This is a genomic window from Aquimarina sp. KJ22-3 (genome assembly GCF_055808215.1).
Genome location: NZ_CM147859.1, coordinates 2459304 through 2483420 on the forward strand (window position 1 = coordinate 2459304; position 24117 = coordinate 2483420).

Sequence of the window (24117 nt, forward strand, 5' to 3'; positions counted from 1 at the left end):
CAATACGTTGACAATTTTACATTTAATAACAGGTTTAAGTGGTGGTGGAGCCGAACATATGGTTTTGGAGCTTGCGGGTCAAACTGTGGGTACTGCAGACAAAACGATTGCAGTTTCTGTGTCTAACAGAAAACAAATACAGCACAAGTTTGAAGAAAAAGGTATTGAGTGTCATTTCTTAAATATAGCCTCTCCAAAATCGATATTACCTGGACTCAAGAAATTAAAAGAAATATGTACCAAAGAAAAGGAGTTGGTTTTTCATTGTCATATGTTTCATGCTTTTGCCTTTGGATTGTTATTTAAGCTTTTCTTCAAAAATGTACCTATTGTTTTTACGCTACATACCAATAAAGTAAAACAGTCCTATCGAAGGGTTTTATTGTTTGTGTCAAAAATCTTTAGAAAGAAGGATATTATTTTCAGTTCAAACTCCAAAAAATGGTATTTAAAGAATAGTGTAGCTATACCTAATGGAGTGGATACCAGTCGCTTTGATGATTCAGTAAAAAAACTAAATAACCCTTTTGTTTTTCTGTTTTTAGGAAGATTAACCGAACCCAAAAACCCTTTGTTTTTGATCGAATTGGTTAAAAGATTAAAAAACGCCGGGAAAGAGAATTTCGTAATTCATGTTGTTGGTGATGGGGGGTACAGAGAAGCACTGGAACAAGCGATAACTAAAGAACATTTTTCAGATTACATACAGTTGTTTGGTCACCAAAATGATGTGCCAAAATACCTTAAAGATGCCAATTGTTTAATCATTACTTCTTTATGGGAAGGAATGCCAGTTTCTATTATAGAAGCAGGAGCATCACGATTACCAGTAATTTCAACACCAGTGGGAAGTATTCCCGATTTTTTGAATGCTGAAAACGCTTACCTCACTCATTTGGATGGTTTTCATGAAGCAGCCATTTCGGTAATGACCAATTATGATGCAGCTTTACAAAAAGCAGAGGTTTTGTATGCGTTAGTCAAGAAACAGTATGATATCAATGAAGTGTATAATTTACATCTAGAATTGTATAGAAGCGCTATAAAAGGATAATAAACAGAATAACTATGCTATTTAACTCTTTTGATTTTTTTGTCTTTCTACCGATAGTATTGGTATGCTATTGGTTGTTAGCTAAAAGTATCAAATGGCAGAATGTGTTGCTGTTGATCGCTAGTTACGTGTTCTATGGTTGGTGGGATTGGCGTTTTCTATCACTGATAGCATTAAGTACGATTGTTGATTATTTTGTAGGCTTCAAGGTGTATAGATCTGATGATAAAACAATAAAAAAGAGATGGCTTTGGGTAAGTGTGCTTTTTAATATTGGGTTGTTGGGCTTTTTTAAATACTTCAATTTTTTTGTGGATTCCTGGATAGAGCTATTTGCATCTTTGGGGTACACCTATCAAGATGTTTGGACGCTAAGTATCGTATTGCCTGTAGGGATTTCTTTTTATACGTTTCAAACCATGTCGTATTCCATCGATATTTATCGAGGGAAACTAGAACCTACAAAAGACTTTGTTGCTTTTGCAGCGTTCGTTAGTTTCTTTCCACAATTGGTAGCAGGACCTATCGAAAGAGCCACCAATCTGGTTCCTCAGTTTTTGAAATCACGAACGTTTACCTATGATGCCCTTTCAAAAGGAGGGAAGCTGATGATCTGGGGATTCTTTTTGAAGTTAGTTGTAGCCGATAGAGCAGCCATATATGTAAATGCGGTATATAACAATATTGAAAGCCATGATGGACTGAGTTTTATTGCAGCTACCATACTTTTTGCATTTCAGATCTATGGAGATTTTGCAGGGTATTCTTTGATCGCTATTGGTACAGCCAAATTGTTTGGTTTTGACTTGATGACCAATTTTAGAAGACCCTATTTTGCGGCTTCTGTAAGTGAGTTTTGGACCCGCTGGCACATATCCTTGTCTACCTGGTTTAGAGATTATTTGTATATCCCTTTAGGAGGAAACAGAGTTTCAAAACCAAGATGGTTGTATAATCTATTTATTACGTTCTTGATTAGCGGTTTATGGCATGGCGCTAACTGGACCTTTGTAGCTTGGGGAGCATTAAATGGGGTGTATTTGATCGCAGAAGCATTACTGTTTAAAAAAGGTCGTAAGGGACTGCATAACGTGTTGTTGACTTTTGTCTTAATCAATTTATCCTGGGTCTTTTTTAGAGCGAATAGTATCAACAATGCTTTATCTATGATCGGTGAAATGTTTACCAATCCAGGGAGGTTGTATATAGGTAGTGGAGATGATATTGCAGCTTCGCTGTATGCTACTTTGACTATTGCGATGTTGGTTTTGGTAGAAATCAAAAAAGAATATTTTAATTCGTTGTTTACAATTTCCAAAAATAGGTTGGAGCTTATCCGACTGGTTGGATATGCTATTGTCGTATTTATGATATTGTATTTTGGGGTGTTTGGAGAGAGTCAATTTATTTATTTTCAGTTTTAGAATCGGATGAAAAAAGAATTTAAATCGTCAATCATAAAGATCATGAAGTTTGTCATCATTTTATTGATCATTGATTTTTTGTTGGGTACGATTGCAAAACAGATATTCTTTAGTCAGGAAACTGGAAAGTTTGCACGTGCTACCCATGTAATCGAGGATAGTGAAGCCAAAGTCATGGTATTTGGTAGTTCGCATGCACATCGACATTATGTACCCAAGGTATTCGAACAAGAATTACAAACTATTTGCTATAATGCGGGAGCAGAAGGTCAACAATTGTTGTTTCATACAGCCCTACAACAAATGGTATTAAAAAGGTCAAAACCGGATTTGTTACTTCTCAATATAGACGAAGATTTTCTGTATAGTTCAAAAGAGGCATATGATCGATTGGCAGATTTGCATCCTTATTATTCGGATCATCGCGATGTGTTGAAACCAATTTTGGAGATGGGGTCTACAGGAATCGATTTTAAATTGTTTTTCAAATCCTTCCAGGCGAATTCAACTTTGATACATGCGTTACGTTATTATGCTTCTCCTCAATTAGATCAAAAAGGATATAGACCTCTTTATGGAAAAGTGAAGCCTTCCAAAAACTTAAAGAGGTTTGAAAATCTGGAAGCGGGAGATGATATTGATCCCAATTTCGTTATCGCGCTAGAGCGTTTTATTGCAGAAGCGAAAGATAATGGAGTGCCATTGGTTTTTGTGACCTCGCCCAATCTGTTGGTTACAGACTATTCGAACAACGAGTCTTTATCCAAAATAAAAGAAATTGCCAGGAAAGAACAGGTGTTGTTGCTGGATTTTTTTAATTCTGAAACATTTTTGGAACAATACCATTTGTTTCATGATACATCGCACCTCAATAATGATGGAGCAGAATTGTTTACCAAGTTGGTGGCAGATAAGATTAAAGAATTGCAACACTCCAAATGATGATAAGAAAACAAATAGAAGTTGAATTAGATATGAATTTTAGAATTACCAGATATGCTTTTTAACTCTTTAGAATTTTTTGTCTTTTTACCAGTAGTTTTTCTATTGTACTGGTTCGTAGTACATAAAAATTTGAAACTTCAGAATTTTCTGGTGCTTGTAGCTAGTTATGTGTTTTACGGATGGTGGGATTACAGGTTTTTATCATTGATAGCACTAAGTACGGTTGTAGATTATTTTATTGGTATCGGTATTCATGAATCTGATAACAAAAAGATCCGTAAGCGGTTATTGTTCTTGAGCGCATTATTCAATTTAGGGTTATTAGGATTTTTCAAGTACTACAATTTCTTTGTGGATTCTTGGATCGATTTGTTAGCTTCTATTGGATATACAGTAGAAAGCACATGGACATTAAAGGTAATATTGCCCGTAGGAATATCCTTTTATACCTTCCAAACCATGTCGTATTCTATTGATATTTATAGAAAACAAATGAAACCTACTAGAGATTTTGTTGCTTTTGCGGCATTTGTATCCTTTTTCCCGCAGCTGGTGGCCGGACCTATAGAACGAGCTTCTAATCTACTACCACAAATGTTGGAAAAAAGAAAGTTTGACAAAACCAAGGCATTAAAAGGTATAGAGTTAATAGTTTGGGGATTGTTTAAAAAGGTGGTGATTGCAGATTCGTTTGCTCCTATTGTGAATGATATTTTTGCGAATTATACCGATTACTCCGGAGGTACATTAATAATGGGTGCAGTGCTCTTTGCCTTCCAGATATATGGGGATTTTAGTGGATATTCGGATATTGCGATTGGTACGGCCAGACTCTTTGGTTTTGACCTGATGACCAATTTCAATTTCCCTTATTTTTCAAGAAGTATAGGTGAGTTTTGGAGAAAGTGGCACATTTCATTATCCACGTGGTTTAGAGACTACTTATATATCCCCTTAGGAGGCTCCAAAGTAGGGAAGTGGAAAGGAATTAGAAATGTGTTTGCTATTTTTTTGGTAAGTGGGTTTTGGCATGGAGCTAACTGGACTTTTATTGTCTGGGGAGGGATTCATGCGCTACTTTTTATTCCATCTTTCGTATTAGGAACTAACCGAAGGCACTTGGAAGATAAGGTTGCCACCACAAATATTTTGACATATGTAAAAACAACAACTCAAGTACTGTATACTTTTTTTGTGGTTACCGTAGCATGGGTCTTTTTTAGAGCAGATTCTATACGAGATGCCTTTCAATATTTGGGAGGCATACAATCATTGAAGGTGGATGCTACTAGTTTTATTATGTATTCTGACATATTATTGATCTTAGTGTTGTTGGTTTTGGATTTTATGCGATACAAAAAGAAGAAAATACACTTTATTTTATGGGTGCTTATGGCTATTGCTATCGTAGGGTCACTCAACAGAGAAATACAAGCAGAGTTTATTTATTTTCAATTTTAGGAGATGAAGTATATTAAAAATATTATCGTTGCTATCGTTATTCTGGAAGTTCTAAATCTGGGATATGCTGTCATTACCAAAGGATCAGATGCTTTTTTACCGATGACTGGTTTTAATGATCCTCCGTTGTATTATGATATGAACGAATTGTATGGGGTAACCCGGCAAAAGAATAGTAAACAAATGATTAACTATCCTTGGGGAGGAGTGGTTAACGAAATCAATTCCTTTGGGTTTCGGGATGATGAATTCGATCAGGGAGGAACTCTGGTGGTAGGTAATTCATTTGTAGAAGGATTTGGAATGGACAATCAGGATCGTTTTTCTGAACTATTGGAGGGGAAGTTAAAAACAAAAGTAAACAATGCTGGGTCAGGAGGGGTTTGGACTCCTGTGCAAGGTATCGTTTTAGTAAAACATCTGTTGAAGGAGAAAGGCCTGAAGTTTGATAAAGTGATATTTGTGATGACTCCGGGAGAAGTGGTTAATATTGGGCACAGGAATCCAAAAAATGACCCTAACAGGAGTTATCCTTATAGAAACGAAGATAACATTGAATTCTATGCAGCTAGCAGTAATAGTTTTGGCAATCACCTTTCTTTAACCAGTAAAGTAAAACGATTCAGTAAAAGCTTATTGATGTTTAAATTATTCAATGTTTTCAAATATTATGGTACTGCCAAAACAAAGAACAAGGATGTTGATTTTGAAAAAGAAAACCTGGATTGGGTTATCCATCAGTTGGAAGCTCAAGATTTAGGGATCACCATTGATATGGTAGTCATTAATAATCTGGGAAGAATTAATATTAAAAATATTCACGATTATAAAAGTAATACTCAGCAAGTACGATATCACGTTGTTGATTACCCAGATGGACTAAGTAATTATTTTGTGGCTAATGGCCATTTAAATGAGAAAGGAAACGAAGTATTGGCCGATCTGCTTTTGCCGATCTTTCAATAAATAAAAATCCCGGGTACTTACTACCCGGGATTTTTTATATGATAGTTGTTAGTTTTTTAGTTTGTACACGTATTCGTGTTAGCGATTACGATATTAGTACCCGCCGCTTTCTGATCGATACAGTCTAAATTGGTACCGATTACCGTAATGTTGTTATTACCAATATTCAGATTACTACATCCTTGTTGGATGGTAATTCCATCTTGTCCGGTAGATTCGATAGTATTACCTGTAATATCAATATTTTTTGCATTTACTAATATGATACCTTTCTTGGTTCTGTTTTCCATGAAATCTACACCACTAGTTCTACTTATCGTGGTAGATCCTGTAAAATCATTATCTCTAAAGGTAGTTTTGAAACTTTCCTGACCAGCATTTTCATTTACTGCTACCATCTTAACGCTTTCCCTAGCAACTCGAACAACATTGTTATTTCTAAAGGTAACATTGTCCATAGTAGTAAGATTACCAAAGATAGCAATACTAGCATCTCTATCACTGGTTAATGTATTGTCATAGATATCAAAGTTTCTAATATCCTTTGGTTGTATTCCTACGCCAAAATCTTCAATAACATTACCATAAATTTCCATATCTCTTTGATACGCTGCTATACCAATATTATGTCCAATAATTCTATTGTTAGCAATTACATTATTATACGTATCTGATGAATTAGGGTGTCCTGTTGTAATTCCAGCTCCTATATTATCGTCGGCTGCAGCTACGATAGTGTTACCGATAATCTTCACTCCATGTCCTGCACCAATCGCAATTCCATCTTCAGTGGTATTGTTTTCTATAGTTACATCTTCACCAATGGCTACAACAAAAGCACCAAACTTACTTCCTATTTCAGTACAGTTTCTTATCGTAATATCGTACGCTTTTTCATAAAGAATAAAGTTACCTGCATCATCTTTCCCTCTGAATGCCTCTACATCTAAAGCAACTCCTGGAGCCATTCCTGGAGAGCCTGGCATATCAATACCTGCATCTTTAAAATGACATCCATCTAATGTGATATTAAATCCGTCTGTAATAGAAACGTTATTTCTTCTATTACTATCGAACGTACAATTTGTAAATCTGATGTTGTTAGAAGGCTGATAATTTGGTTGGAAGGTAAAGTTAAGACTGTTAACGTTTCCACCATCTCCTGTTCCAAAGGCCATAGTTACACCATCAATATCTACGTTATTAGAACCGTGTACCATAAGTACCATACCAAAAGCATGCGGTCCTGGCTGTGAATTGTCGTCGTGATTTTTTCGGTCTCCGATTAAGTTTCCACCTTCTACTCTTACATTAGATTCACCTCGAATACCTAGTAGCACATAATTCTTTCTACTGTTTGGTTGCACTCTTAAATATGTTCTATCAGTCATTCTAAAAGTAAAGTCTGAAGGAATATTTACAGATTCTACAGATGGATAGAAATTTTGATTTGTAGTCGTGCTGGTCACGGTAGCTACTTCAAAAAAGGCATCAAATTGATCTACTTCAAAAGTAGTGGCACCCAAGGCCTTGGTTTGATTGATTAAGTTTTCAAAATTTGTATTGTTGGCTAAGGCAACAGTAGTATTAACTTCTCCTTGAACAATATTCTTCCATCTAGAAGGAATAAATTTAAAGATAGGATCTTTTAATTGAACGTCTCCTTTTAGCTCTAGATCAGAATTCATTATTCTTCCATCGATATATCCTCCAGAGAAATTTAATGTTCCGTTGATAATTAATCCTCCGTCAAAGTCAAAATTAACATTGGCCGGTAAATCAACAGATTTTCCTTGTAAGTCTAATTGACAATTAATTACGGTTGTAGTATTCGCTTTGATAGAAGAAATATCAAAATCACATGGATCCGTAACTAAATCCGGATCTGGTTCTGGGTCGGGATCAGGATCTGGGTCCGGATCAGGGTTTTCTACCCCATCGGGTATGATTTCCTCAAATGATTCGTTGCTACATGCAACAAAAAGAATAGTTAGGCAAATAACTAGAATGTGGGGGGTCATTCTTTTCATAGCAAAATAAATTTGGTTATGTAATATTTAGTTTCTAAGTAATTATTTCGCCATATATATATTTAAGGGTTTAGTACAAATAAACGTAATTTCATCGAGAGTATTGTGCATCACGTCGATAAAAAATGTTAAAAATTGCACAAAAAAACTATTTTTATAACAATTGCTTAATACTATTACGGGAACACCGCACAACAAAGTTGCAAAATGGGGCTTTTCCCCCAGACTTCTTAACTTTTTTGCAATTATTTTTGCAATCGCATAATTCTTAAATTTTCTGTGTGAGAAAAATATGATTTCTGCAGTAAAAGAAAGAGTATTATCTATATTTGCATTCGAAATAAATAAACCAGGATTATAATTTTCATGTAAAGGGGGAATATGAATAAAATTATCCGTGTTACAACCATACCAAAGTCCTTAGGAGGATTACTCAAAGGCCAGCTAAAATTTATGTCTCAATACTATGAGGTTATCGGTATCTCAGGTAAAGGGGAAGGGAGACTGGATAGAGTCGCAAAAGAAGAGGGCATTGCTGTGGTGCCGGTAGAAATGACTCGAAAGATCACACCTATAAAAGATCTTCAGGCGGTTTATACATTATATAGGATCTTCAGAAAAGAAAAACCTGATATTGTTCATAGCCATACACCAAAGGCAGGAACATTGGCAATGCTAGCTGCCAAATTAGCCAGAGTACCACATCGATTGCATACTATTGCTGGACTACCACTACTTGAAGCTACAGGGCCAAAAAGAACTTTATTAGATACAGTAGAAAAGATTACTTATGCCTGTGCTACAATGATATACCCGAACTCTTTTGGGTTAAAGGATATTATTATTCAAAATAAATACACAAAGCCTAAAAAGCTAAAGGTGATAGCCAATGGGAGTTCTAATGGGATAGACACTTCCTTTTTTGATCCTGCTCTATATACATCAGAAGATAATCAGAAGCTTAGAGACGAATTGAAAATCAAATCGTCTGATAAGGTGATTATTTATGTAGGTAGGTTGGTAAAGGATAAAGGAATTAATGAATTGGTCCAAGCTTTTAAAAGAATCAGTACAGATCATACAGAAGCCAAATTACTTTTGGTGGGTATCTATGAAAAAGATCTGGATCCTTTATCTCCAGAGATTGAAAGCGAGATTGAAACAAATCCAAATATCATTTTTGTTGGGTGGCAGAATGATGTAAGACCCTTTTTTGCAATTTCTGATATTTTAGCTTTTCCTAGTTATCGAGAAGGTTTTCCAAATGTGGTGATGCAAGCCGCGTCTATGGGAGTCGCAAGTGTAGTAACTGATATTAATGGATGTAATGAGATCATCACTGAAGGGGAAAACGGATTAATCATACCCGTTAAAAATACAGAAGCCCTATATCAAAAGGTATCAGAACTCATAAAAAATGACGAGGTAAGAAATACGTTGGCGGCAAACTCAAGAACGTCTATAACTACCCGATACGAATGTCAGGTGGTATGGGAGAGCTTATTAGAAGAATACCGATCTTTGATGAACTAACCAAATCTACAATCAATGAAAAGGAAGTTTAAGTTATTGAAAAAAAGACTTGATGTTTTTTTCAAGGACCCCGAGCGGAAAAGTTTTTTTCGAATTTTTAGAGAAGCTATTGGGTTTTGGATGGCCAAAAAAGAATTTCCTTATTTCTACTTTGGTAAATTTTTATATCGTAAAGATGTAAAAAATTATAAAGATTACTTGAGCAGTAAAGAAGTGGATAACATTACTTTGTCCAAAAAATTGCATCGTCCGCAATATGCAACACTGCTTAGAAACAAATTAGCTTTTGCTCTATTCATGGAGAAGAACAAGTTGCCTGTTCCTCCGATGATTGCCTACAATCTTAAGAATCGTTTTTTTTACAATTCTAATTTTACCCTAGTACATAGTAAAGAAGACCTATCAACATATTTTAATACCCTTTTTGAAAAAGAAGAAATCACCAAGATTTTTGTAAAAGCGATTACCGAAATGGGAGGTGTAGGGGCCTATTTGGTTACCAAAGATAATGTCGATCAAACGGTAGAAGAACACGGTGAATATATTATGAATAACGATTGTATTCATCAAGAAGTGATCATTCAGCACGAAAATATCAATGTACTGTATCCACATAGCGTAAACACTATACGGTTTGATACGTATCTGGATAACAAAGGAGACGTGCATATTCTTTCGGGGTATATGAGATTTGGTAGAGGAGGTAGTGTTCTGGATAATAGCAGTGGTGGTGGTTTCTGGGTAGCTATCGATATGGAGAAAGGAGTGCTGGTAGAAAAAAGTTATCAATTGATGAAATACGGTGGTAAACGTTTTAAAAGCCATCCAGATACAGGAACAGTTTTCTTAAACCATGAGCTTCCTTATTTCAAAGAAGCTTGTGATCTGGTAAAACAATGTGTTAATCATATTCCAGATAGAATCATAGGGTGGGATATTGCGGTTAGCCAAAATGGACCAGTTATTATAGAAGGGAATGATAATAACTCCTTGTTAGGTCCTGATCTGGTGTTTGGAGGGTTTTGTAAACATCCATTGTATCAGGAAATCATTAGTAACATTTAGTAAAAAAAACAATAAATCGGGGAATGAAACTTTTTGAAACAGCTAGAAATAAAGCTTTTTGGATCGTAGACGGATTAAAAGGTGGGGCTAAAAAACGTCATTACGAAGAGATCAAGTTTGTCAATGAAAATCCTTTGAATCAAAAGGCGATAGCATACAAAGAAGAACATTTAAAAAAAGTGCTGGATCACGCCGTAGCTACTTCACCTTTTTACCAGGAACAAAATGGATATGGGTCCATCGAAGATTTTCCGGTGATCAATAAAAATGTAATTCGAGAGAATTTTGACGATTTTCAATCCACAGCTTTTAAGGATCAACCAAAATTTACGGTAAGTACTAGTGGTTCCACAGGTACACCTTTCAAAACGTTTCAGGATAAGAATAAGCGACTCAGAAACATGGCGGATACCATATTTTTTTCTGAAAATGCAGGTTTTAAAATAGGAAACCGATTGACTTATTTCAGAATGTGGAATGCCTTTGAAAAAAAGAGTTTTACAACACGAGTATTACAAAATATAGTGCCAATTGATGTATTTGAGTTTAGAGATGAAAAACTAATACAACAGGTAATTGATGACTTGCCAAATAGTAAATCTTCAGATAGCTGGCTGGGATATGCTTCTGCCTACGAAGAGATTTGTAAATACTTAGACAGGAATGATTACTCAGTTGTGCCCAATAATCTCAAGTCAATCATCGCCATGTCTGAGCGATTGAATGACTATACCAAACAAAGCGTTCTTAAATATTTTGATACCGAAGTGGTTTCCAGGTATTCTAATGTAGAGAACGGAATTTTGGCACAGCAACCTCTCGGAAATAAAAAACACTTTGATATTAATGAGGCGAGTTATCTGGTAGAAATTCTGGAGATCGGCTCCAACAAAAGAGTACCCGATGGTGAGTCGGGAAGAATAGTGATTACCGATCTGTTTAATTATGCAGTACCGATGATTCGATATGACACTGGTGATATTGGAAGAAAGGATACCGTAGATGGAAAAGCCATTCTTTTGGAGGTAAATGGAAGAAAGATCGATCAGATTTATGATACCAAAGGAGAGCACATTTCTACAAACCTGGTGTTATTGGTAAACAACTATCCAGAATTGAAACAGTGTCAGTTGATCCAAAAGCAAAAGGAACGTATCATTTTAAAATCAATAGCGAAGGTGATTTTTTGCGAGAAAATGAGTTTGTTAACGACTTTAAAGGGTATTTGGGCGAAGATGCCAAAATCACTGTAGAATATGTTGATGAAATTCCGTTACTTGCATCTGGAAAAAGAAGAGTGATGGTTAATGAAATGAACAATTGATTGACGCTAAGCCGCTAGATAATGTATAGATCTTTTTTCAAACGTGTTCTTGATTTTTGTATCTCCTTCACAGTGTTGGTTTTGATTTCTCCACTGTTTTTGATATTGATTATTTTTCTGGCTATTGCCAATCAGGGAAAACCTTTCTTTGTGCAAAGAAGGCCTGGGAAAAATGAAAAGATATTTAGCATCGTTAAATTAAAAACGATGAATGATAAGAAGGATGACCAAGGTAACTTGTTACCGGATAAAGATAGAATCACAAAAGTAGGAGCATTTGTTAGGAAAACCTCGCTTGATGAGATTCCGCAATTGCTGAATGTGTTAAAAGGTGAAATGTCACTAATTGGTCCTAGACCATTAATTATAGAGTATCTCCCCATCTATAATAGTACACAAAAAAAACGTCATAATGTTAGGCCTGGTATTACAGGCTGGGCTCAGGTTAATGGAAGAAATTCTATTACCTGGAAAAAAAGTTTGAGTATGATGTCTGGTATGTAGAGCATCTTAGCTTTCTGGTCGATTTGAAAATCATTGGATTAACATTACAGAAAGTGATTCAGAAAAAAGATGTAAATCTATCCGAAGAACTGACGTCAGAATATTTTAATGGAAACAATTAGGGTTTAGAAACAGTACTATGAGCAAAAATCTTGAGGTAATTGGGATCACCAAAAAAATGCTGAGAGAAGCAATTGATCAAAATACATTTTGGCAGGATAAGCTAGCTCCAATGCCAAGAGCTAAGGCGAATTGGTTGGTTGCTAACTCTAGGATTGCTGAAGATGATTATTGCGGGGTGATTGGTTATGAAGACCAAAAAATGATCTCCTTTATTTTTATGTTTCCAGATCTTGCGAATTCTCATAACCAAGAACCGCAAAAGGTATACTGGATGATTTCGTGGTGGGTACATCCTACTTACAAGGATACGGTTTTGGGCACCTATATCTATAACGAAGCAGTAAATCTAACCGGGAAACGAGTTTTGATTAAGTCCTATGCAGAAAATGTGAATACTTTCTACGAGAAACAACCGTTTACGGTAATCGCTTCCAGGTTAAGACATACAATATTCTTCAGTTTAGATCCCTCGATGTTGATCGGAAGGTTTAAATTTTTGAAACCAGTACAATTTCTTTTGGAAGCGGTGGATTCGGTGATATACAGTTTCTTCAAGTGGATCAATGGATTCAGGTTCAAGAAAAACACAAAATCGTTGCACTACGATTATATAAATCAAATAGACGAACCTACCTGGAAATTTATCGAACCACTTTGCCAGAATGACCTGATATACAAAACCAAAGAATATATCAATTGGCAAATTGATTCCGGTCAGTACTTGCAAACCCCGATTTCCAAAAAGTTTCCGCGAAAGGCTTTACAAACGGGTATAAGCAATAATATTCATATTCATAATTTAAAAGTAATTAAGGATAAGGAGATTATTGGATTTATATCTTATGTGATTAATTTTAACGAGCTGAATGTGAAATATTTTCTGGCAAAAGATGAAGCGCATTATGAACTATGTGTAGATGCACTTATTGATAATTTTGCAAAATCAGGTAGAAGATTCATTTTTACAGATGACACCCAGCTTTCTGATACCATTACCAAAAGGTATAAGACCATATTTACCCATAAGGTGATCAAGAAAGGACTGGCGCATAATGAGACCAATTTGAATCTTGAACATATAGAATTATTGAATAGAGACGGACATTTTTATTAGACCAAAAATACGATTAACCAACTATGAATTTTATACATCAACTTCAGGAATCCATACAAAGCCATGCACAACACAATGTGTTATGCATCAAAGGAGTGTTTTATTCGTATCAGGATTTTGCTAACGAAATATCCAAAATAAGACAAGCCATTGCTTCTACGATTGAGGATTCTGAAAAGTTGATAGGATTGGTGACCAATGATGATCTATACACTTATGCGAGTATCGTTGCGCTTTGGTTTGAAGGAAAAGCTTATGTGCCTGTTAATCCTTTATCTCCGATAGAACGAAACACACAGGTTTTTGAAATGACAAAGACCAAATATGTGTTGGATTCCTCAGAGGAATCGTTATATAATTCACTTTCTGTAATACAAACACATACATTACCAGATGCTGCACCTAATCTTGTTCCAAAAGCAGGGGATGGAGAGGATCTGGCGTATATATTGTTTACATCAGGAACCACTGGCTTGCCTAAGGGAGTTCCTATTACATTCAATAATGTTCAAGGACTCGTAAATGCAATAGAGGCAGAACCAGATTTTAATTTGGTGCCTTCTGATCGTTGTTTGCAAATGTTTGAGCTTACTTTCGATTTTTCGGTGGTTACTTATTTGTTTCCACTGCTTGCAGGATCTTGTATGTATACAATTCCTAAAGGGGCGATCAAATATTTTTATGTATTCAAGTTGATCAAAGAAGAAAAGCTAACCGTACTTACTATGGTGCCTTCTATTATTAATTACTTACGACCTTATTTTTCAGAAATCAATGCTCCGGATGTTCGATACTGTAGTTTTGGAGGAGGAGCTTTGCATTATGATATCGCCAAAGAGTGGAGTGACTGTTTGCCAAATTGTAAGATATTTAACTATTATGGTCCAACAGAGTTTACGGTATACAGTGGTTTTTACCCATATCATAAGGAAACACATACCAAGAATCATAATGGGATTATTGCCATAGGAACTCCTCAAAAAGATACACGATACCTGGTGGTAGATCAAGAAAATAAAGAAGTTCCTGTTGGAGTTACCGGAGAGTTATGTTTAGCAGGATCGCAAATAACCCCCGGATACTGGAAGAATGAAGAGAAAAATGCAGTCAGTTTTTTTACAAGAGAAGAGGAAGGGGAATCGATACGCTATTATAAAACTGGAGATTTATGCTTTAAAGATGAAGAAGATGATTTTCTCTACGTAGGAAGAGCAGATTTTCAAGTAAAAATAAGGGGATATAGAGTAGAACTTGCTGAAATTGAGTTTCATGCTAAAGCCAAATCCGAGAAAAAGGTGAACATGGTTGCTCTGGATATTACCAATAGCTTAGGGAATGCAGAATTAGGCTTGGCGATAGAATCTGAAGAATTTGATACAGAGGCTATGTTTGATTATATGAAAACTCAAATGCCTGACTATATGATTCCTATGCATGTTATATTTGTAAAAGAGTTTCCGCATAGTATCAACGGAAAAATCAATAGAAAAGAACTTAGAACGTATTTTGATATCAAATAATTAATCAATAATGACTCAAGAAGAAATAGTATCCAAAGTTAAAGAAGCCTTTGTAGCGGTATTAGAACATGATAATTTTGAACTTACTGACGAAACCACTGCCAATGATGTAGACGGTTGGGAGTCGGTTACCCACATGATGATTATTACCGAGGTAGAAAAAACTTTTGGAATCAAATTTAAACTCATGGATTTGATGAACATGAACAATGTAGGAGATTTGATGAAAACCATTAAATCAGAGCTAGGTATATAAATCATTACTCTCCTGATTTTTGTCATAGTATAATGAAAAAGGGATTCATTCCTTTATCAATTATCATTGTACAAATGCAAAATCATGGAAAGAATAGTAGTAATAGGAGCATCAGGACATGCCAAAGTGATTATAGAGGCTATTGAAAGTATTGGGAAGTATAAAGTTTACGGACTTATTGATTCTTTCAAACCTATTGGACAAAAAGTATTAGGCTATGAAATTCTGGGAACAGAGGATATCATTCCTGCCCTTGCGAAACAGGGAGTCTGTAAAGGTATTGTAGCTATAGGAGATAATTGGACAAGGTATGTAATGCATACTAGAATTAAAGAGATTGAGCCAGATTTTGAATTTATCACGGTAGTGCATCCTTCTGCTGTAATAAGTAAAAGCGTTAGGATAGGAAAAGGGACAGTAATAATGGCATCGGTTACAATCAACGCACTAGCAGAGATAGGTGATGGATGCATTGTAAACACAAATGCAAGTTTTGGACATGATGGAGTGCTTAATGATTTTTCTAGTATTGCACCAGGAGTGACCGTTGGAGGTAATGTCAAGATCGATTTTTGCTCAGCAGTATCACTAGGAGCGAATATAATACAAGGGGTCACTATAGGTAGACACAGTATTATTGGAGCAGGGGCTTTGGTGCTGAACGATGTAGATGATTATAAATTAGTTTATGGAGTTCCTGGAAAGGAAATTGAAACCATTAAAAAAGGAAAAAAATATATTTCTAAATCTTAGTTTAGTATTCTTTCTAAAGTAGAGGAGGTATTTGATAAGATTTAATTTTTTAAATAAAAAAAGATGTATAAATCATTTTTGAAACGCTTATTAGATTTTTTGGCTTCCTTTTTTGGGATAGTATTGTTATCCCCAATTATCCTTTTTCTGATTGTGTTTTTGGCCATAGCAAACAATGGAAAGCCTTTTTTCTTTCAAGCGCGTCCAGGTAGAAATGAAAGAATTTTCAAAATTGTGAAGTTCAAGAGTATGAACGACAAGAAGGATGGAAACGGAGAGCTTTTACCATTTGAGCAACGCATCACAAAAGTGGGTAAGTTTATCAGAAAATACTCTTTGGATGAAATTCCACAGTTGTTTAATGTGCTAAAAGGGGATATGAGCCTTATTGGACCAAGGCCTTTATTAGTAAAATATCTTCCGTTGTATAATGATTTTCAGAAAAGAAGACACGATGTACGACCAGGAATCACCGGTTGGGCACAGGTAAATGGTAGAAATACGATCTCTTGGGACGAAAAATTTAAATTGGATGTTTGGTATACCGAACATATTAGTTTTACAACGGATATAAAGATTTTGATACGAACGATTAAGAAAGTATTGTTCAAAGAAGATATCAATAGCGGACAAAATTTGAATATGCCTACTTTTACAGGTAATAATTAACCAAAAAAACAACCACTAAAAACTTTAGATACAAAGTGAAAAATGCAGTTATTATAGGAGCAGGGACCCAGGGGCAGGTATACGCTTCCTATTTGAAAGAAGCTGGAGTGCAGATTATCGGTTTTATCGATGATAACCCCGATCTCCAAGGCACAGATGTGATCGGTATTCCCGTCTTGGGAAAATACGAAGATCTTTTTGATAATACATTTAAGAGTAAAATACAGGATGTGTATTGCCCTATCGGGGTGAATAAAGTAAGAGCAGAGTATTTATCGACATTAAAGAATGAAGGGTACGGTATTCCGGGGTTTTTGCACCATACTGTTTCTATCGCACCAGATGTAACCATTGGAGAAGCAGTATACATGTTGGCAGGAAATATCGTAATGCCGCATACAACGATAGGAAATTACATCATGATCAATATGGATAGTACCATAGCACATCATGTAACTCTTGAAGATGGTGTTTTTATGTCATCTGGAGTTAATATTGGAGCTTTGATCAATGTAAGAGAAAACGCCTATATTGGTATGGGAGTAACTGCTATGACGGGGGTAAAAGAAATAGGTAGAGATACGCTTATAGGAGCCGGTACCGTTATTATACGTGATGTTCCTGATTATACCACCGTTGTAGGTAACCCAGGGAGAGTTATTAAAACCAAACAACCTTAATTCATGCAGGCCGAAATTAAAACCAAAATATCAGATATAACATTTATCGGTTCAGGGATATCTTCTTCTTTTACCATCTTACATTTTCTAGATAAATTAGAAGCTACTCCAGATGCAACCGAAAAGATTCACATCACAATCATCGATAAGTATAGCGAGTTTCATACGGGAATTCCCTATGGTTCCAGATCAGGATATTCTGTGCACCTTATTACTTCTTTGAAAAACTTTTTACCAGAACCAGAGTTGAGCAAGTTTATCAAGTGGCTTAACGAGAACAAAGGTTGGTTATTGGATAATTTGCAAAGAGAAGGAGGCGATTTGTCCGTTGAATGGATGCAAACTCATGCTCAAAAAATAGAAAACAATGATTGGGAAGATTTGTTTATTCCCAGAAGGTTTTTTGGATGCTATATCGAAGAAAAAGTGAACAGCCGTTTAGATAAATTCAGACAAGAGGGAAGACTGGAAATAAGCTGTGTTACCGGTGAAGTTATCGATATCGAAAAAGAAGCAGAACGATACCACCTATCATTAAAAAATGAACAAGTTATTGTTTCTCATAAAGTAGTACTGTCTGTAGGGTCATTGCCAGTAAACCATCTTTGGAAAGATGAGGACCTTATTGAAGAAGACAATCTTCTTTTCGCTAATGATCCTTACAAACCAGAGTTAGCACAAACTTTGCAAAAGATTGATGCTTTTTCTGAAGGATTGGGTAACAATACTCCGATTAATGTACTAATTGTAGGAGCCAATGCCAGTGGATTGGAAATGTTGTATAAGCTTAATGATATAGCTCATATAAAATCAAGGATAAATAAGTTCTCTTTTCTTTCTACTCAGGGATTGTTGCCGGATTCTGTTATTGATACTGAAAAGAGAAAAGAATATGTCCCTGAGCATTTAAAGGCCTTGGCAGATAAAGAAAGTCTAACTGCTCAAGAAATAGCGAATGCTACCTATAAAGACCTGGATCATGCTGATGAGATCAATTTGGGAGCAGCATCTACTGTTGAGATTGTTTCCAAAGCATTTGGAGCGTTGCTTGGTAAGTTAGATACAGACGAACTTAGAAAGTTTGCTTGTTTTCATGGTAATGAGATCGGGAGAAGACAGCGTTGTGCGGGATTTCATTATTCCAAAACCGTAGATGCATTAAAAGCCGAAGGAAGATTCAATCATATTGCAGGGCGATTTAGGGATCTAAAGAAGAATGATAATGGAGATTATGTTTTGGAATACTTGGATACCCAAACCAAGACCAATTTGATAGATCAGGATCCAGTACATATCATTATCAATTGTGTAGGAAGTACAAATCTGTCAAAAGAGAACATACCTGTATTACTTCAGAATATGATAAAGAAAGGATATGCCAAGGCAAATGATTCTAATATCGGTTTTGAGGTGAATGAAGATTTGGAAGCCTTACCGAATTTACACATCATGGGCCCTTTGTTGGCTGGAAATATTTTTGATGGAAAGGCAGTTTGGCACTTAGAACATTGTGGTCGAATCATATGGTTGTCCAAAGTGCTGTCTGAAAAATTCAGTAGTTATTTTCTGAATACGGTAGAATAAAGAAACTAAATAATAAACCTAAATTAATAGTTGTACAATTGAAGCAAAACTACAGATTACTTGTCGACCATCTCGATGATCAAGCAAATGTATCTCAATACAGAACGCTTCTTCAGGAGAAATGGGATAATAACGTGTATTATGCAATCGAGCATTTGCGTTATTTTGCTAATGATTCTGACAAGCTGAATTACTTTTTGTTAGAAAAAGACGGTACCCCATGTGTATTAATGCCTTTTGTGTCAAGAGAAATTGAAGTAAATGGTGTTAAAAGTAAATATCGAGATGTAATAAGTCCTTATGGATATAATGGTCCTCTTTTTAATCCTGATGTTTCTGAAGAAGATCTATCTGAGTTTTGGAGACAAGTAGATGCCTGGTATCTAGAGAACAATATTGTCTCAGAGTTTATTCGGTTTAGTTTAACAGCCAATCATATGGCTTATTCTGGTAATTTGATACAAACACTTTCGAATGTAAGAGGAAATCTTTTGGGAGATTTTGAAGCGCAATGGACGGCTTTTCTACCCAAAGTGAGAAATAATTACAGAAAAGCAGTCAATTATGATTTGAGCTTTAAAATATTCGACAAGCAGGAGATTACTAAAGATGTCATCAAAATATTTAATGATATTTATGTAGAAACGATGAGTAGAAATAATGCCGCCAGTATCTATTTCTTTTCTAGTTCGTATTTTGATGATCTTGTCCTTTCGAACATTGATAACTTTTCAATAGCAGTCGCATATTTCGAGGATATTCCTATTTCTGTAGAGCTGATCATTAACTATAAGGATACCGTTTTTGCCTTTTTGGGAGGGACCAATGCAGAATACTTCAGTTATCGACCTAATGATTTTCTACGGGTAAAAGTTATCGATTGGGCTATTGCCAATGATAAGAAACACTATGTTTTGGGTGGAGGAATGAAAGATGGAGACGGGTTATACAAAAATAAAAAATCTTTGTTTCCAAAAGATGAAGATGTGATTTTTTATACAGGAAGAAAGGTGATCAATCAAGAAGTTTATGATGATTTAAGCAGGTCTGCAAATCAAAAATATACTACATTTTCTGAAGAAGAGTTGAACAATTGTTTTTTTCCGTTTTACCGATGGAAATCCTAAAAAGAGGTATAAACCAAAACTAAAACAGGTGAAAAAAGAGATTGTAGATTATTTTTTCGAAATTTTTGAAAAGGGAAATATACCTCAAATATTTTCAGAGATTACTACCCATGGAGAGCATCAATCCATCCAAAATCCAGAGTATGAGGATCGATCAGATACGGTGTATTCATTTTTCTTTATTCCGGATTACCTAAAGCCGGTCTACAATACTGAAAAACTGAATACAAAGACGATTAGTCAATTTTTTAAAGGGTATGCTATTTTGTTAGACGGTTTTGCCAGTGCAGATGCATATGTAAAAGCTCGTTTCCGTAGTAATGCCAAAGGGATAAGACGAAGGGTAAAAAGACTAGAGACTTGCTTTGATATCTCTTACAAAACCTTTTATGGAGAAATCCAGCGAGAAGAGTATTATGCGTTGCTAGATGCTCTGGAGAAAATGTTGGTTAGAAGATTTGAGCAACGCAATGATGTAAGCCAAAGTTTAAAACAGTGGGATCGCTATAAAAAGATGTACTTTTCTTTGATCAATGAAAAGAAAGCTTCTCTGTTTGTAGTTTATGAAAAAAACACGCCTATAGTAGTTTCCTTAAATCATCATTTTCACGGAAGATTGTTTAGTGCGATATCTTCCTTTGATATTGATTTTGGAAAATTCAGCTTGGGTAGTGTAGAGATATTTAAGAAATTGGATTGGTGTATAGCAAATGATCACTTGTCTTATGAAATGGGAATGGGAGATTTGAGCTACAAAAGAGAATGGTGCAATCATATCTATCAATTCGAACAACAAATATTATATCCCAAAAAATCCTTCTCGGGATGGTTGACGGCTACTACAGAATACTTGAAAGCTAGTGCAAAAGAGTTTATTTTTAAAATAGCTTATGTACGCTACAAAAACTTTAAAGCAAAACGTAAAAAAGAACATCCTATTCAGGAAAGGTCTTTTGAGACCCATGCAATAGAAGAATTAAAAACATTCGAAACCTACCAAGAAATCGATTACAATCAGGATGAACATCTGTACCTACGAAGAAACGTATTTGATTTTCTATACACTAGTATCGAACATGTAGATCAGGTAAAAGTGATTCAAGTACCCGAAGAAAAGGATAGTTTTTACATTTGTGGAGTTTCCAAAATGCAAAAAATCATTTTTGCAGATTAAAGATTTCAGTAATTTCTCGTAGACTTTATTTCCAGCCTTTGTTTTGCTGCAAATGATCTGTGATCACTTTAGCAATCAAACTTCTACCATGGTTGTTCCAATGGCGATCATAAATTAACGTTGTGGGTTTTTTTGACGCTTCAAATAAAGAGGCAAAATCCAGATAATCAAAGTTATTCGTTTCCAAGTATTCTAAAAATAGAGGAGGGGTGATTCTGGAATCTAGTAAGAGCGTAAACCGTTCTTTGTCAAAACCATAAAGATTAACCAGGCTTTCAAAATTGGCTAAATATTGTCGTTCTTTCTCTTTTTGGATTCGTAAAGTTTCTTCTTCGCTAACAGCATCGGGTTCCTGCTTTGATTTTAGAAAACTTCTCATCCTGTAGATCAGTTTTTGCGGAGGGTCAAGAAGTCCAATACTCTTGGTATAGACCAATAATTTACTCTTTTTGAGTAATTTGTTTAAAGGAGATTCTAGAGCCAGTCTTCCTGTCATTACTTCATATTTGGAGCGTGTTAAATCATTAGAAAACTTGATTCCCAATATCACTTGATCAATATGATCAAACTGTTCTTTGTAGGAGTGTACAAGATGCAATTGATCTGCAAAATCATACCCCGCATAACCATATTCATATACTTCAATATCTGCGAATTGCTGCTCTATTTTTTTACCAATAGAATTGTAGTAGTTTTGATGAAATCCCTCTATAAAAGAGTCTCCCACTAGTGCCAGTTCTGTCTTATTTGCTGTAGGGTTAAATTCTCGATAAGAATTATATCCCGAGTTATTAATTTTATATTCAGAAAAGTTTTGCCTTCGATTTCCGGTTACAGAGAAACCGTTTTGATTCGGAACCCATTTTTCAACTTCATATTCATCAAGAAATCGAGTAGGAGTATCCTTTCCCAAATGAAAAACACGTACCAAACCTTCCAGAAAAATTAGGATCAGAAAAAAGTATAAACCGCTTTTTAGAATAAGTTTTTTCATCGTGTTTTAGAATTGAAAGTAAATAAAAGATCGATCCACATTATCGTCGTAGAACAATAACATAGCCAGTATTACGAGGGCATATACCAAAAATCGAACGTACTTGGATTTAAATTTAAACGGAGCTCTTTCATCTCTACGTATCCTAAATTCATACCATACAAAAATACCAAGTAAAATATAATAATCGATCATTCTATATCCTAAAGGATGATGATAGCTTTCGTAAGAAAAATTAGTATAACACTGTTTTATAAAACCAAAAGCATCAGAAATGGATTCTGATCTAAAAAACACTCTAGAAAAAGTAACCAGAGAGAATGTGATCATTATCTGTATGATTTCTTTTACAGAAGGAAACCAGCTGTTTTCTGCTACTACATTGTTCATGTAAATTCGGTTTCTTCCCATCAAAAATACAGGGATATACAATACCGCATGTAATGCCCCCAGGCAATGAATGTCCAATTAGCGCCATGCCAAAAGCCACTGACCAAAAATATGATGATGATATTTCTAACGGATTTAAGTTTGCTTACTCTGCTTCCTCCAAGTGGGATGTACACATAATGTCTAAACCATGTAGAGAGTGATACATGCCAACGTTGCCAGTATTCTGCTACATTTCTGGAAAAAACAGGAAATTTAAAATTCGACATCAGTTCTATACCAAATAGTTTTGCGGTACCAATGGCGATATCAGAGTATCCGCTAAAATCCCCATACACCTGAAAACTAAAAAGAGACACTCCCAAGATCAATGTTGAAGCGGGGTACGAATGGTAATTGGCAAAGATATCATCTACGATAGGCGCTATCGAATCTGCAATAACCACTTTTTTAAACAGTCCCCAAAGAATCAATTTTAACCCTTCTGTACATTGTACGTAGTTAAACACCCTTTTGGTAGTGATTTGTGATAGTAGGTTTGATGCCCTTTCAATAGGTCCGGCAACTAGTTGCGGAAAGAAGCTTACAAAAGTGGCAAAAGCAATAAAGTCTTTGGTAGGAGATAGTCTTTTATAATAGATGTCCAATGAATATGACATGGTCTGGAAAGTATAAAAGGAAATTCCTACTGGTAATATGATTTGTAACGTCCAGGTACTTTTTAAATCATAGCCTAAGATGGATATAAAATCAACCCAGGAATTCACAAAGAAATTATAGTATTTAAAAAAACCTAAAAGGCTGATATTGAAGATTACACTAATCCATAGCCAGGTTTTTCTTTTTGGTTGATTATCAGAGTTGTGTATCGCTTGACCTACAAAAAAATCTACTAAGGTGCTTGCTAGAATGAGGAATAAAAATCGCCAATCCCAAAGCCCATAAAAAATGTAACTAGCAACTAGAAGAAAGGTGTTTTGAATCTTGTTCTTTTTGTGAAAAAGAAACCAATAGGAAACAAAAACTATCGGTAGAAAAATGAAAAAATCTATAGAATTAAATAACATCTAGATGGTTTATAATTATAAAATTCTTGGGGAGGGTAATAGTTATATTTATAACAATAGATAACTACTTTGAAGGAGTAAATTTTATATAATTAATTAAATAAATCAAAATTTATCTATGTTTTTTTTGAATTGCACCTGTAAACCTGAGTGTTAGGTTCTAAACAGTCTGCGGTAAGGGGAAAATACCCCATCCATATTTAGGTATTGCACTGTAATATTTAAAAAAAGTATGCCTATTATTGCAGTGTTTATTAGTGGTTAGCTGATAATGTCATCTCCTGATTATTTTTTTGTTTATCCTTGATCAAAATGACATTAGCGTAATTGCAGCATAAGTTCTTTGAACAGTATTACTTG

Annotated in this window: 20 protein-coding genes and 2 pseudogenes; 18 read left to right on the forward strand and 4 right to left on the reverse strand. The window is 35.2% G+C overall.

All coding sequences use genetic code 11. The annotated features are described in order from the left end of the window. Nucleotides 1–7: 7 nt before the first annotated feature. The 5 genes from AC0L3Q_RS11245 to AC0L3Q_RS11265 all read left to right on the forward strand — a co-directional run bounded on the left by AC0L3Q_RS11245 (nucleotide 8) and on the right by AC0L3Q_RS11265 (nucleotide 5850). The gene (locus tag AC0L3Q_RS11245) at nucleotides 8–1054 is read left to right on the forward strand and encodes a glycosyltransferase (protein WP_473286645.1); all 1047 of its coding nucleotides are present in this window, start codon (nucleotides 8–10) and stop codon (nucleotides 1052–1054) included. 14 nt (nucleotides 1055–1068) lie between these two features. Then, nucleotides 1069–2478: an MBOAT family O-acyltransferase gene (locus tag AC0L3Q_RS11250; RefSeq protein ID WP_473286646.1), complete on the forward strand. Its 1410-nt coding sequence runs from the start codon at nucleotides 1069–1071 to the stop codon at nucleotides 2476–2478. 42 nt (nucleotides 2479–2520) lie between these two features. Continuing rightward, the gene (locus AC0L3Q_RS11255) at nucleotides 2521–3420 is read left to right on the forward strand and encodes an SGNH/GDSL hydrolase family protein (protein ID WP_473286647.1); all 900 of its coding nucleotides are present in this window, start codon (nucleotides 2521–2523) and stop codon (nucleotides 3418–3420) included. A 132-nt stretch (nucleotides 3421–3552) separates the two neighbouring features. Continuing rightward, nucleotides 3553–4884 carry an MBOAT family O-acyltransferase gene (locus AC0L3Q_RS11260; protein ID WP_473286648.1) on the forward strand — a complete coding sequence of 444 codons (1332 nt, stop codon included), beginning with the start codon at nucleotides 3553–3555 and terminating at the stop codon, nucleotides 4882–4884. A gap of 3 nt (nucleotides 4885–4887) precedes the next feature. After that, the gene (locus tag AC0L3Q_RS11265) at nucleotides 4888–5850 is read left to right on the forward strand and encodes a hypothetical protein (protein ID WP_473286649.1); all 963 of its coding nucleotides are present in this window, start codon (nucleotides 4888–4890) and stop codon (nucleotides 5848–5850) included. Between the two features lie 56 nt (nucleotides 5851–5906). On the opposite strand, the gene AC0L3Q_RS11270 is transcribed toward AC0L3Q_RS11265, so the two are convergent. Next, nucleotides 5907–7880 carry a right-handed parallel beta-helix repeat-containing protein gene (locus AC0L3Q_RS11270; protein WP_473286650.1) on the reverse strand — a complete coding sequence of 658 codons (1974 nt, stop codon included), beginning with the start codon at nucleotides 7878–7880 and terminating at the stop codon, nucleotides 5907–5909. A gap of 381 nt (nucleotides 7881–8261) precedes the next feature. Between AC0L3Q_RS11270 and AC0L3Q_RS11275 the strand changes: the two genes are divergently transcribed. From AC0L3Q_RS11275 to AC0L3Q_RS11335, 13 genes and pseudogenes are all read left to right on the forward strand, one after another. Next, nucleotides 8262–9413: a glycosyltransferase family 4 protein gene (locus AC0L3Q_RS11275; RefSeq protein ID WP_473286651.1), complete on the forward strand. Its 1152-nt coding sequence runs from the start codon at nucleotides 8262–8264 to the stop codon at nucleotides 9411–9413. A gap of 15 nt (nucleotides 9414–9428) precedes the next feature. Then, entirely contained in the window at nucleotides 9429–10478 is a 1050-nt protein-coding gene (locus AC0L3Q_RS11280; RefSeq protein ID WP_473286652.1) for a sugar-transfer associated ATP-grasp domain-containing protein, read from the forward strand. Nucleotides 10479–10501: 23 nt separating this feature from the next. Beyond that, on the forward strand, nucleotides 10502–11731 hold the full coding sequence (locus tag AC0L3Q_RS11285; RefSeq protein WP_473286653.1) for a phenylacetate--CoA ligase family protein: 1230 nt from the start codon (nucleotides 10502–10504) through the stop codon (nucleotides 11729–11731). A gap of 92 nt (nucleotides 11732–11823) precedes the next feature. Beyond that, nucleotides 11824–12428 (forward strand): annotated as a pseudogene (locus AC0L3Q_RS11290) (sugar transferase). A gap of 17 nt (nucleotides 12429–12445) precedes the next feature. After that, entirely contained in the window at nucleotides 12446–13543 is a 1098-nt protein-coding gene (locus AC0L3Q_RS11295; RefSeq protein WP_473286654.1) for a hypothetical protein, read from the forward strand. A 23-nt stretch (nucleotides 13544–13566) separates the two neighbouring features. Continuing rightward, on the forward strand, nucleotides 13567–15063 hold the full coding sequence (locus tag AC0L3Q_RS11300) for an AMP-binding protein (protein WP_473286655.1): 1497 nt from the start codon (nucleotides 13567–13569) through the stop codon (nucleotides 15061–15063). Between the two features lie 10 nt (nucleotides 15064–15073). Then, nucleotides 15074–15319 (forward strand): acyl carrier protein, encoded by a 246-nt coding sequence (locus tag AC0L3Q_RS11305; RefSeq protein WP_473286656.1) that lies wholly within the window; start codon nucleotides 15074–15076, stop codon nucleotides 15317–15319. A gap of 84 nt (nucleotides 15320–15403) precedes the next feature. Beyond that, nucleotides 15404–16072 carry an acetyltransferase gene (locus tag AC0L3Q_RS11310; RefSeq protein ID WP_473286657.1) on the forward strand — a complete coding sequence of 223 codons (669 nt, stop codon included), beginning with the start codon at nucleotides 15404–15406 and terminating at the stop codon, nucleotides 16070–16072. Nucleotides 16073–16135: 63 nt separating this feature from the next. Continuing rightward, nucleotides 16136–16741, forward strand: coding sequence for a sugar transferase (locus AC0L3Q_RS11315; RefSeq protein WP_473286658.1), 606 nt, complete (start codon nucleotides 16136–16138; stop codon nucleotides 16739–16741). A gap of 29 nt (nucleotides 16742–16770) precedes the next feature. After that, nucleotides 16771–17421: pseudogene (locus tag AC0L3Q_RS11320) on the forward strand (NeuD/PglB/VioB family sugar acetyltransferase); the annotation flags it as partial. A 3-nt stretch (nucleotides 17422–17424) separates the two neighbouring features. Further along, a complete protein-coding gene (locus AC0L3Q_RS11325; RefSeq protein WP_473286659.1) occupies nucleotides 17425–19005 on the forward strand; it encodes an FAD/NAD(P)-binding protein in 1581 nt (526 codons plus the stop codon). Nucleotides 19006–19043: 38 nt separating this feature from the next. Next, nucleotides 19044–20132: a GNAT family N-acetyltransferase gene (locus tag AC0L3Q_RS11330; protein ID WP_473286660.1), complete on the forward strand. Its 1089-nt coding sequence runs from the start codon at nucleotides 19044–19046 to the stop codon at nucleotides 20130–20132. A 28-nt stretch (nucleotides 20133–20160) separates the two neighbouring features. After that, on the forward strand, nucleotides 20161–21306 hold the full coding sequence (locus AC0L3Q_RS11335; protein WP_473286661.1) for a GNAT family N-acetyltransferase: 1146 nt from the start codon (nucleotides 20161–20163) through the stop codon (nucleotides 21304–21306). Nucleotides 21307–21331: 25 nt separating this feature from the next. Here AC0L3Q_RS11335 and AC0L3Q_RS11340 read toward each other — a convergent pair whose 3' ends face one another. The 3 genes from AC0L3Q_RS11340 to AC0L3Q_RS11350 are packed head-to-tail and all read right to left on the reverse strand — an operon-like array spanning nucleotide 21332 to nucleotide 23457. Then, the gene (locus AC0L3Q_RS11340; protein ID WP_473286662.1) at nucleotides 21332–22300 is read right to left on the reverse strand and encodes a hypothetical protein; all 969 of its coding nucleotides are present in this window, start codon (nucleotides 22298–22300) and stop codon (nucleotides 21332–21334) included. A 6-nt stretch (nucleotides 22301–22306) separates the two neighbouring features. Continuing rightward, a complete protein-coding gene (locus AC0L3Q_RS11345) occupies nucleotides 22307–22690 on the reverse strand; it encodes a hypothetical protein (protein ID WP_473286663.1) in 384 nt (127 codons plus the stop codon). 20 nt (nucleotides 22691–22710) lie between these two features. After that, nucleotides 22711–23457, reverse strand: coding sequence for an MBOAT family O-acyltransferase (locus AC0L3Q_RS11350; protein ID WP_473286664.1), 747 nt, complete (start codon nucleotides 23455–23457; stop codon nucleotides 22711–22713). Nucleotides 23458–24117: the final 660 nt, after the last annotated feature.

What these genes read in the sequence shown, in the direction of transcription:
- AC0L3Q_RS11250 (WP_473286646.1), top strand. Translation starts at nt 1,069, where the DNA reads ATGCTATTTAACTCTTTTGATTTTTTTGTCTTTCTACCGATAGTATTG.
- AC0L3Q_RS11255 (WP_473286647.1), top strand. Translation starts at nt 2,521, where the DNA reads ATGAAGTTTGTCATCATTTTATTGATCATTGATTTTTTGTTGGGTACG.
- AC0L3Q_RS11265 (WP_473286649.1), top strand. Translation starts at nt 4,888, where the DNA reads ATGAAGTATATTAAAAATATTATCGTTGCTATCGTTATTCTGGAAGTT.
- AC0L3Q_RS11270 (WP_473286650.1), bottom strand. Translation starts at nt 7,880, where the DNA reads ATGAAAAGAATGACCCCCCACATTCTAGTTATTTGCCTAACTATTCTT.
- AC0L3Q_RS11275 (WP_473286651.1), top strand. Translation starts at nt 8,262, where the DNA reads ATGAATAAAATTATCCGTGTTACAACCATACCAAAGTCCTTAGGAGGA.
- AC0L3Q_RS11280 (WP_473286652.1), top strand. Translation starts at nt 9,429, where the DNA reads ATGAAAAGGAAGTTTAAGTTATTGAAAAAAAGACTTGATGTTTTTTTC.
- AC0L3Q_RS11285 (WP_473286653.1), top strand. Translation starts at nt 10,502, where the DNA reads ATGAAACTTTTTGAAACAGCTAGAAATAAAGCTTTTTGGATCGTAGAC.
- AC0L3Q_RS11295 (WP_473286654.1), top strand. Translation starts at nt 12,446, where the DNA reads ATGAGCAAAAATCTTGAGGTAATTGGGATCACCAAAAAAATGCTGAGA.
- AC0L3Q_RS11300 (WP_473286655.1), top strand. Translation starts at nt 13,567, where the DNA reads ATGAATTTTATACATCAACTTCAGGAATCCATACAAAGCCATGCACAA.
- AC0L3Q_RS11305 (WP_473286656.1), top strand. Translation starts at nt 15,074, where the DNA reads ATGACTCAAGAAGAAATAGTATCCAAAGTTAAAGAAGCCTTTGTAGCG.
- AC0L3Q_RS11310 (WP_473286657.1), top strand. Translation starts at nt 15,404, where the DNA reads ATGGAAAGAATAGTAGTAATAGGAGCATCAGGACATGCCAAAGTGATT.
- AC0L3Q_RS11315 (WP_473286658.1), top strand. Translation starts at nt 16,136, where the DNA reads ATGTATAAATCATTTTTGAAACGCTTATTAGATTTTTTGGCTTCCTTT.
- AC0L3Q_RS11325 (WP_473286659.1), top strand. Translation starts at nt 17,425, where the DNA reads ATGCAGGCCGAAATTAAAACCAAAATATCAGATATAACATTTATCGGT.
- AC0L3Q_RS11340 (WP_473286662.1), bottom strand. Translation starts at nt 22,300, where the DNA reads ATGAAAAAACTTATTCTAAAAAGCGGTTTATACTTTTTTCTGATCCTA.
- AC0L3Q_RS11345 (WP_473286663.1), bottom strand. Translation starts at nt 22,690, where the DNA reads ATGAACAATGTAGTAGCAGAAAACAGCTGGTTTCCTTCTGTAAAAGAA.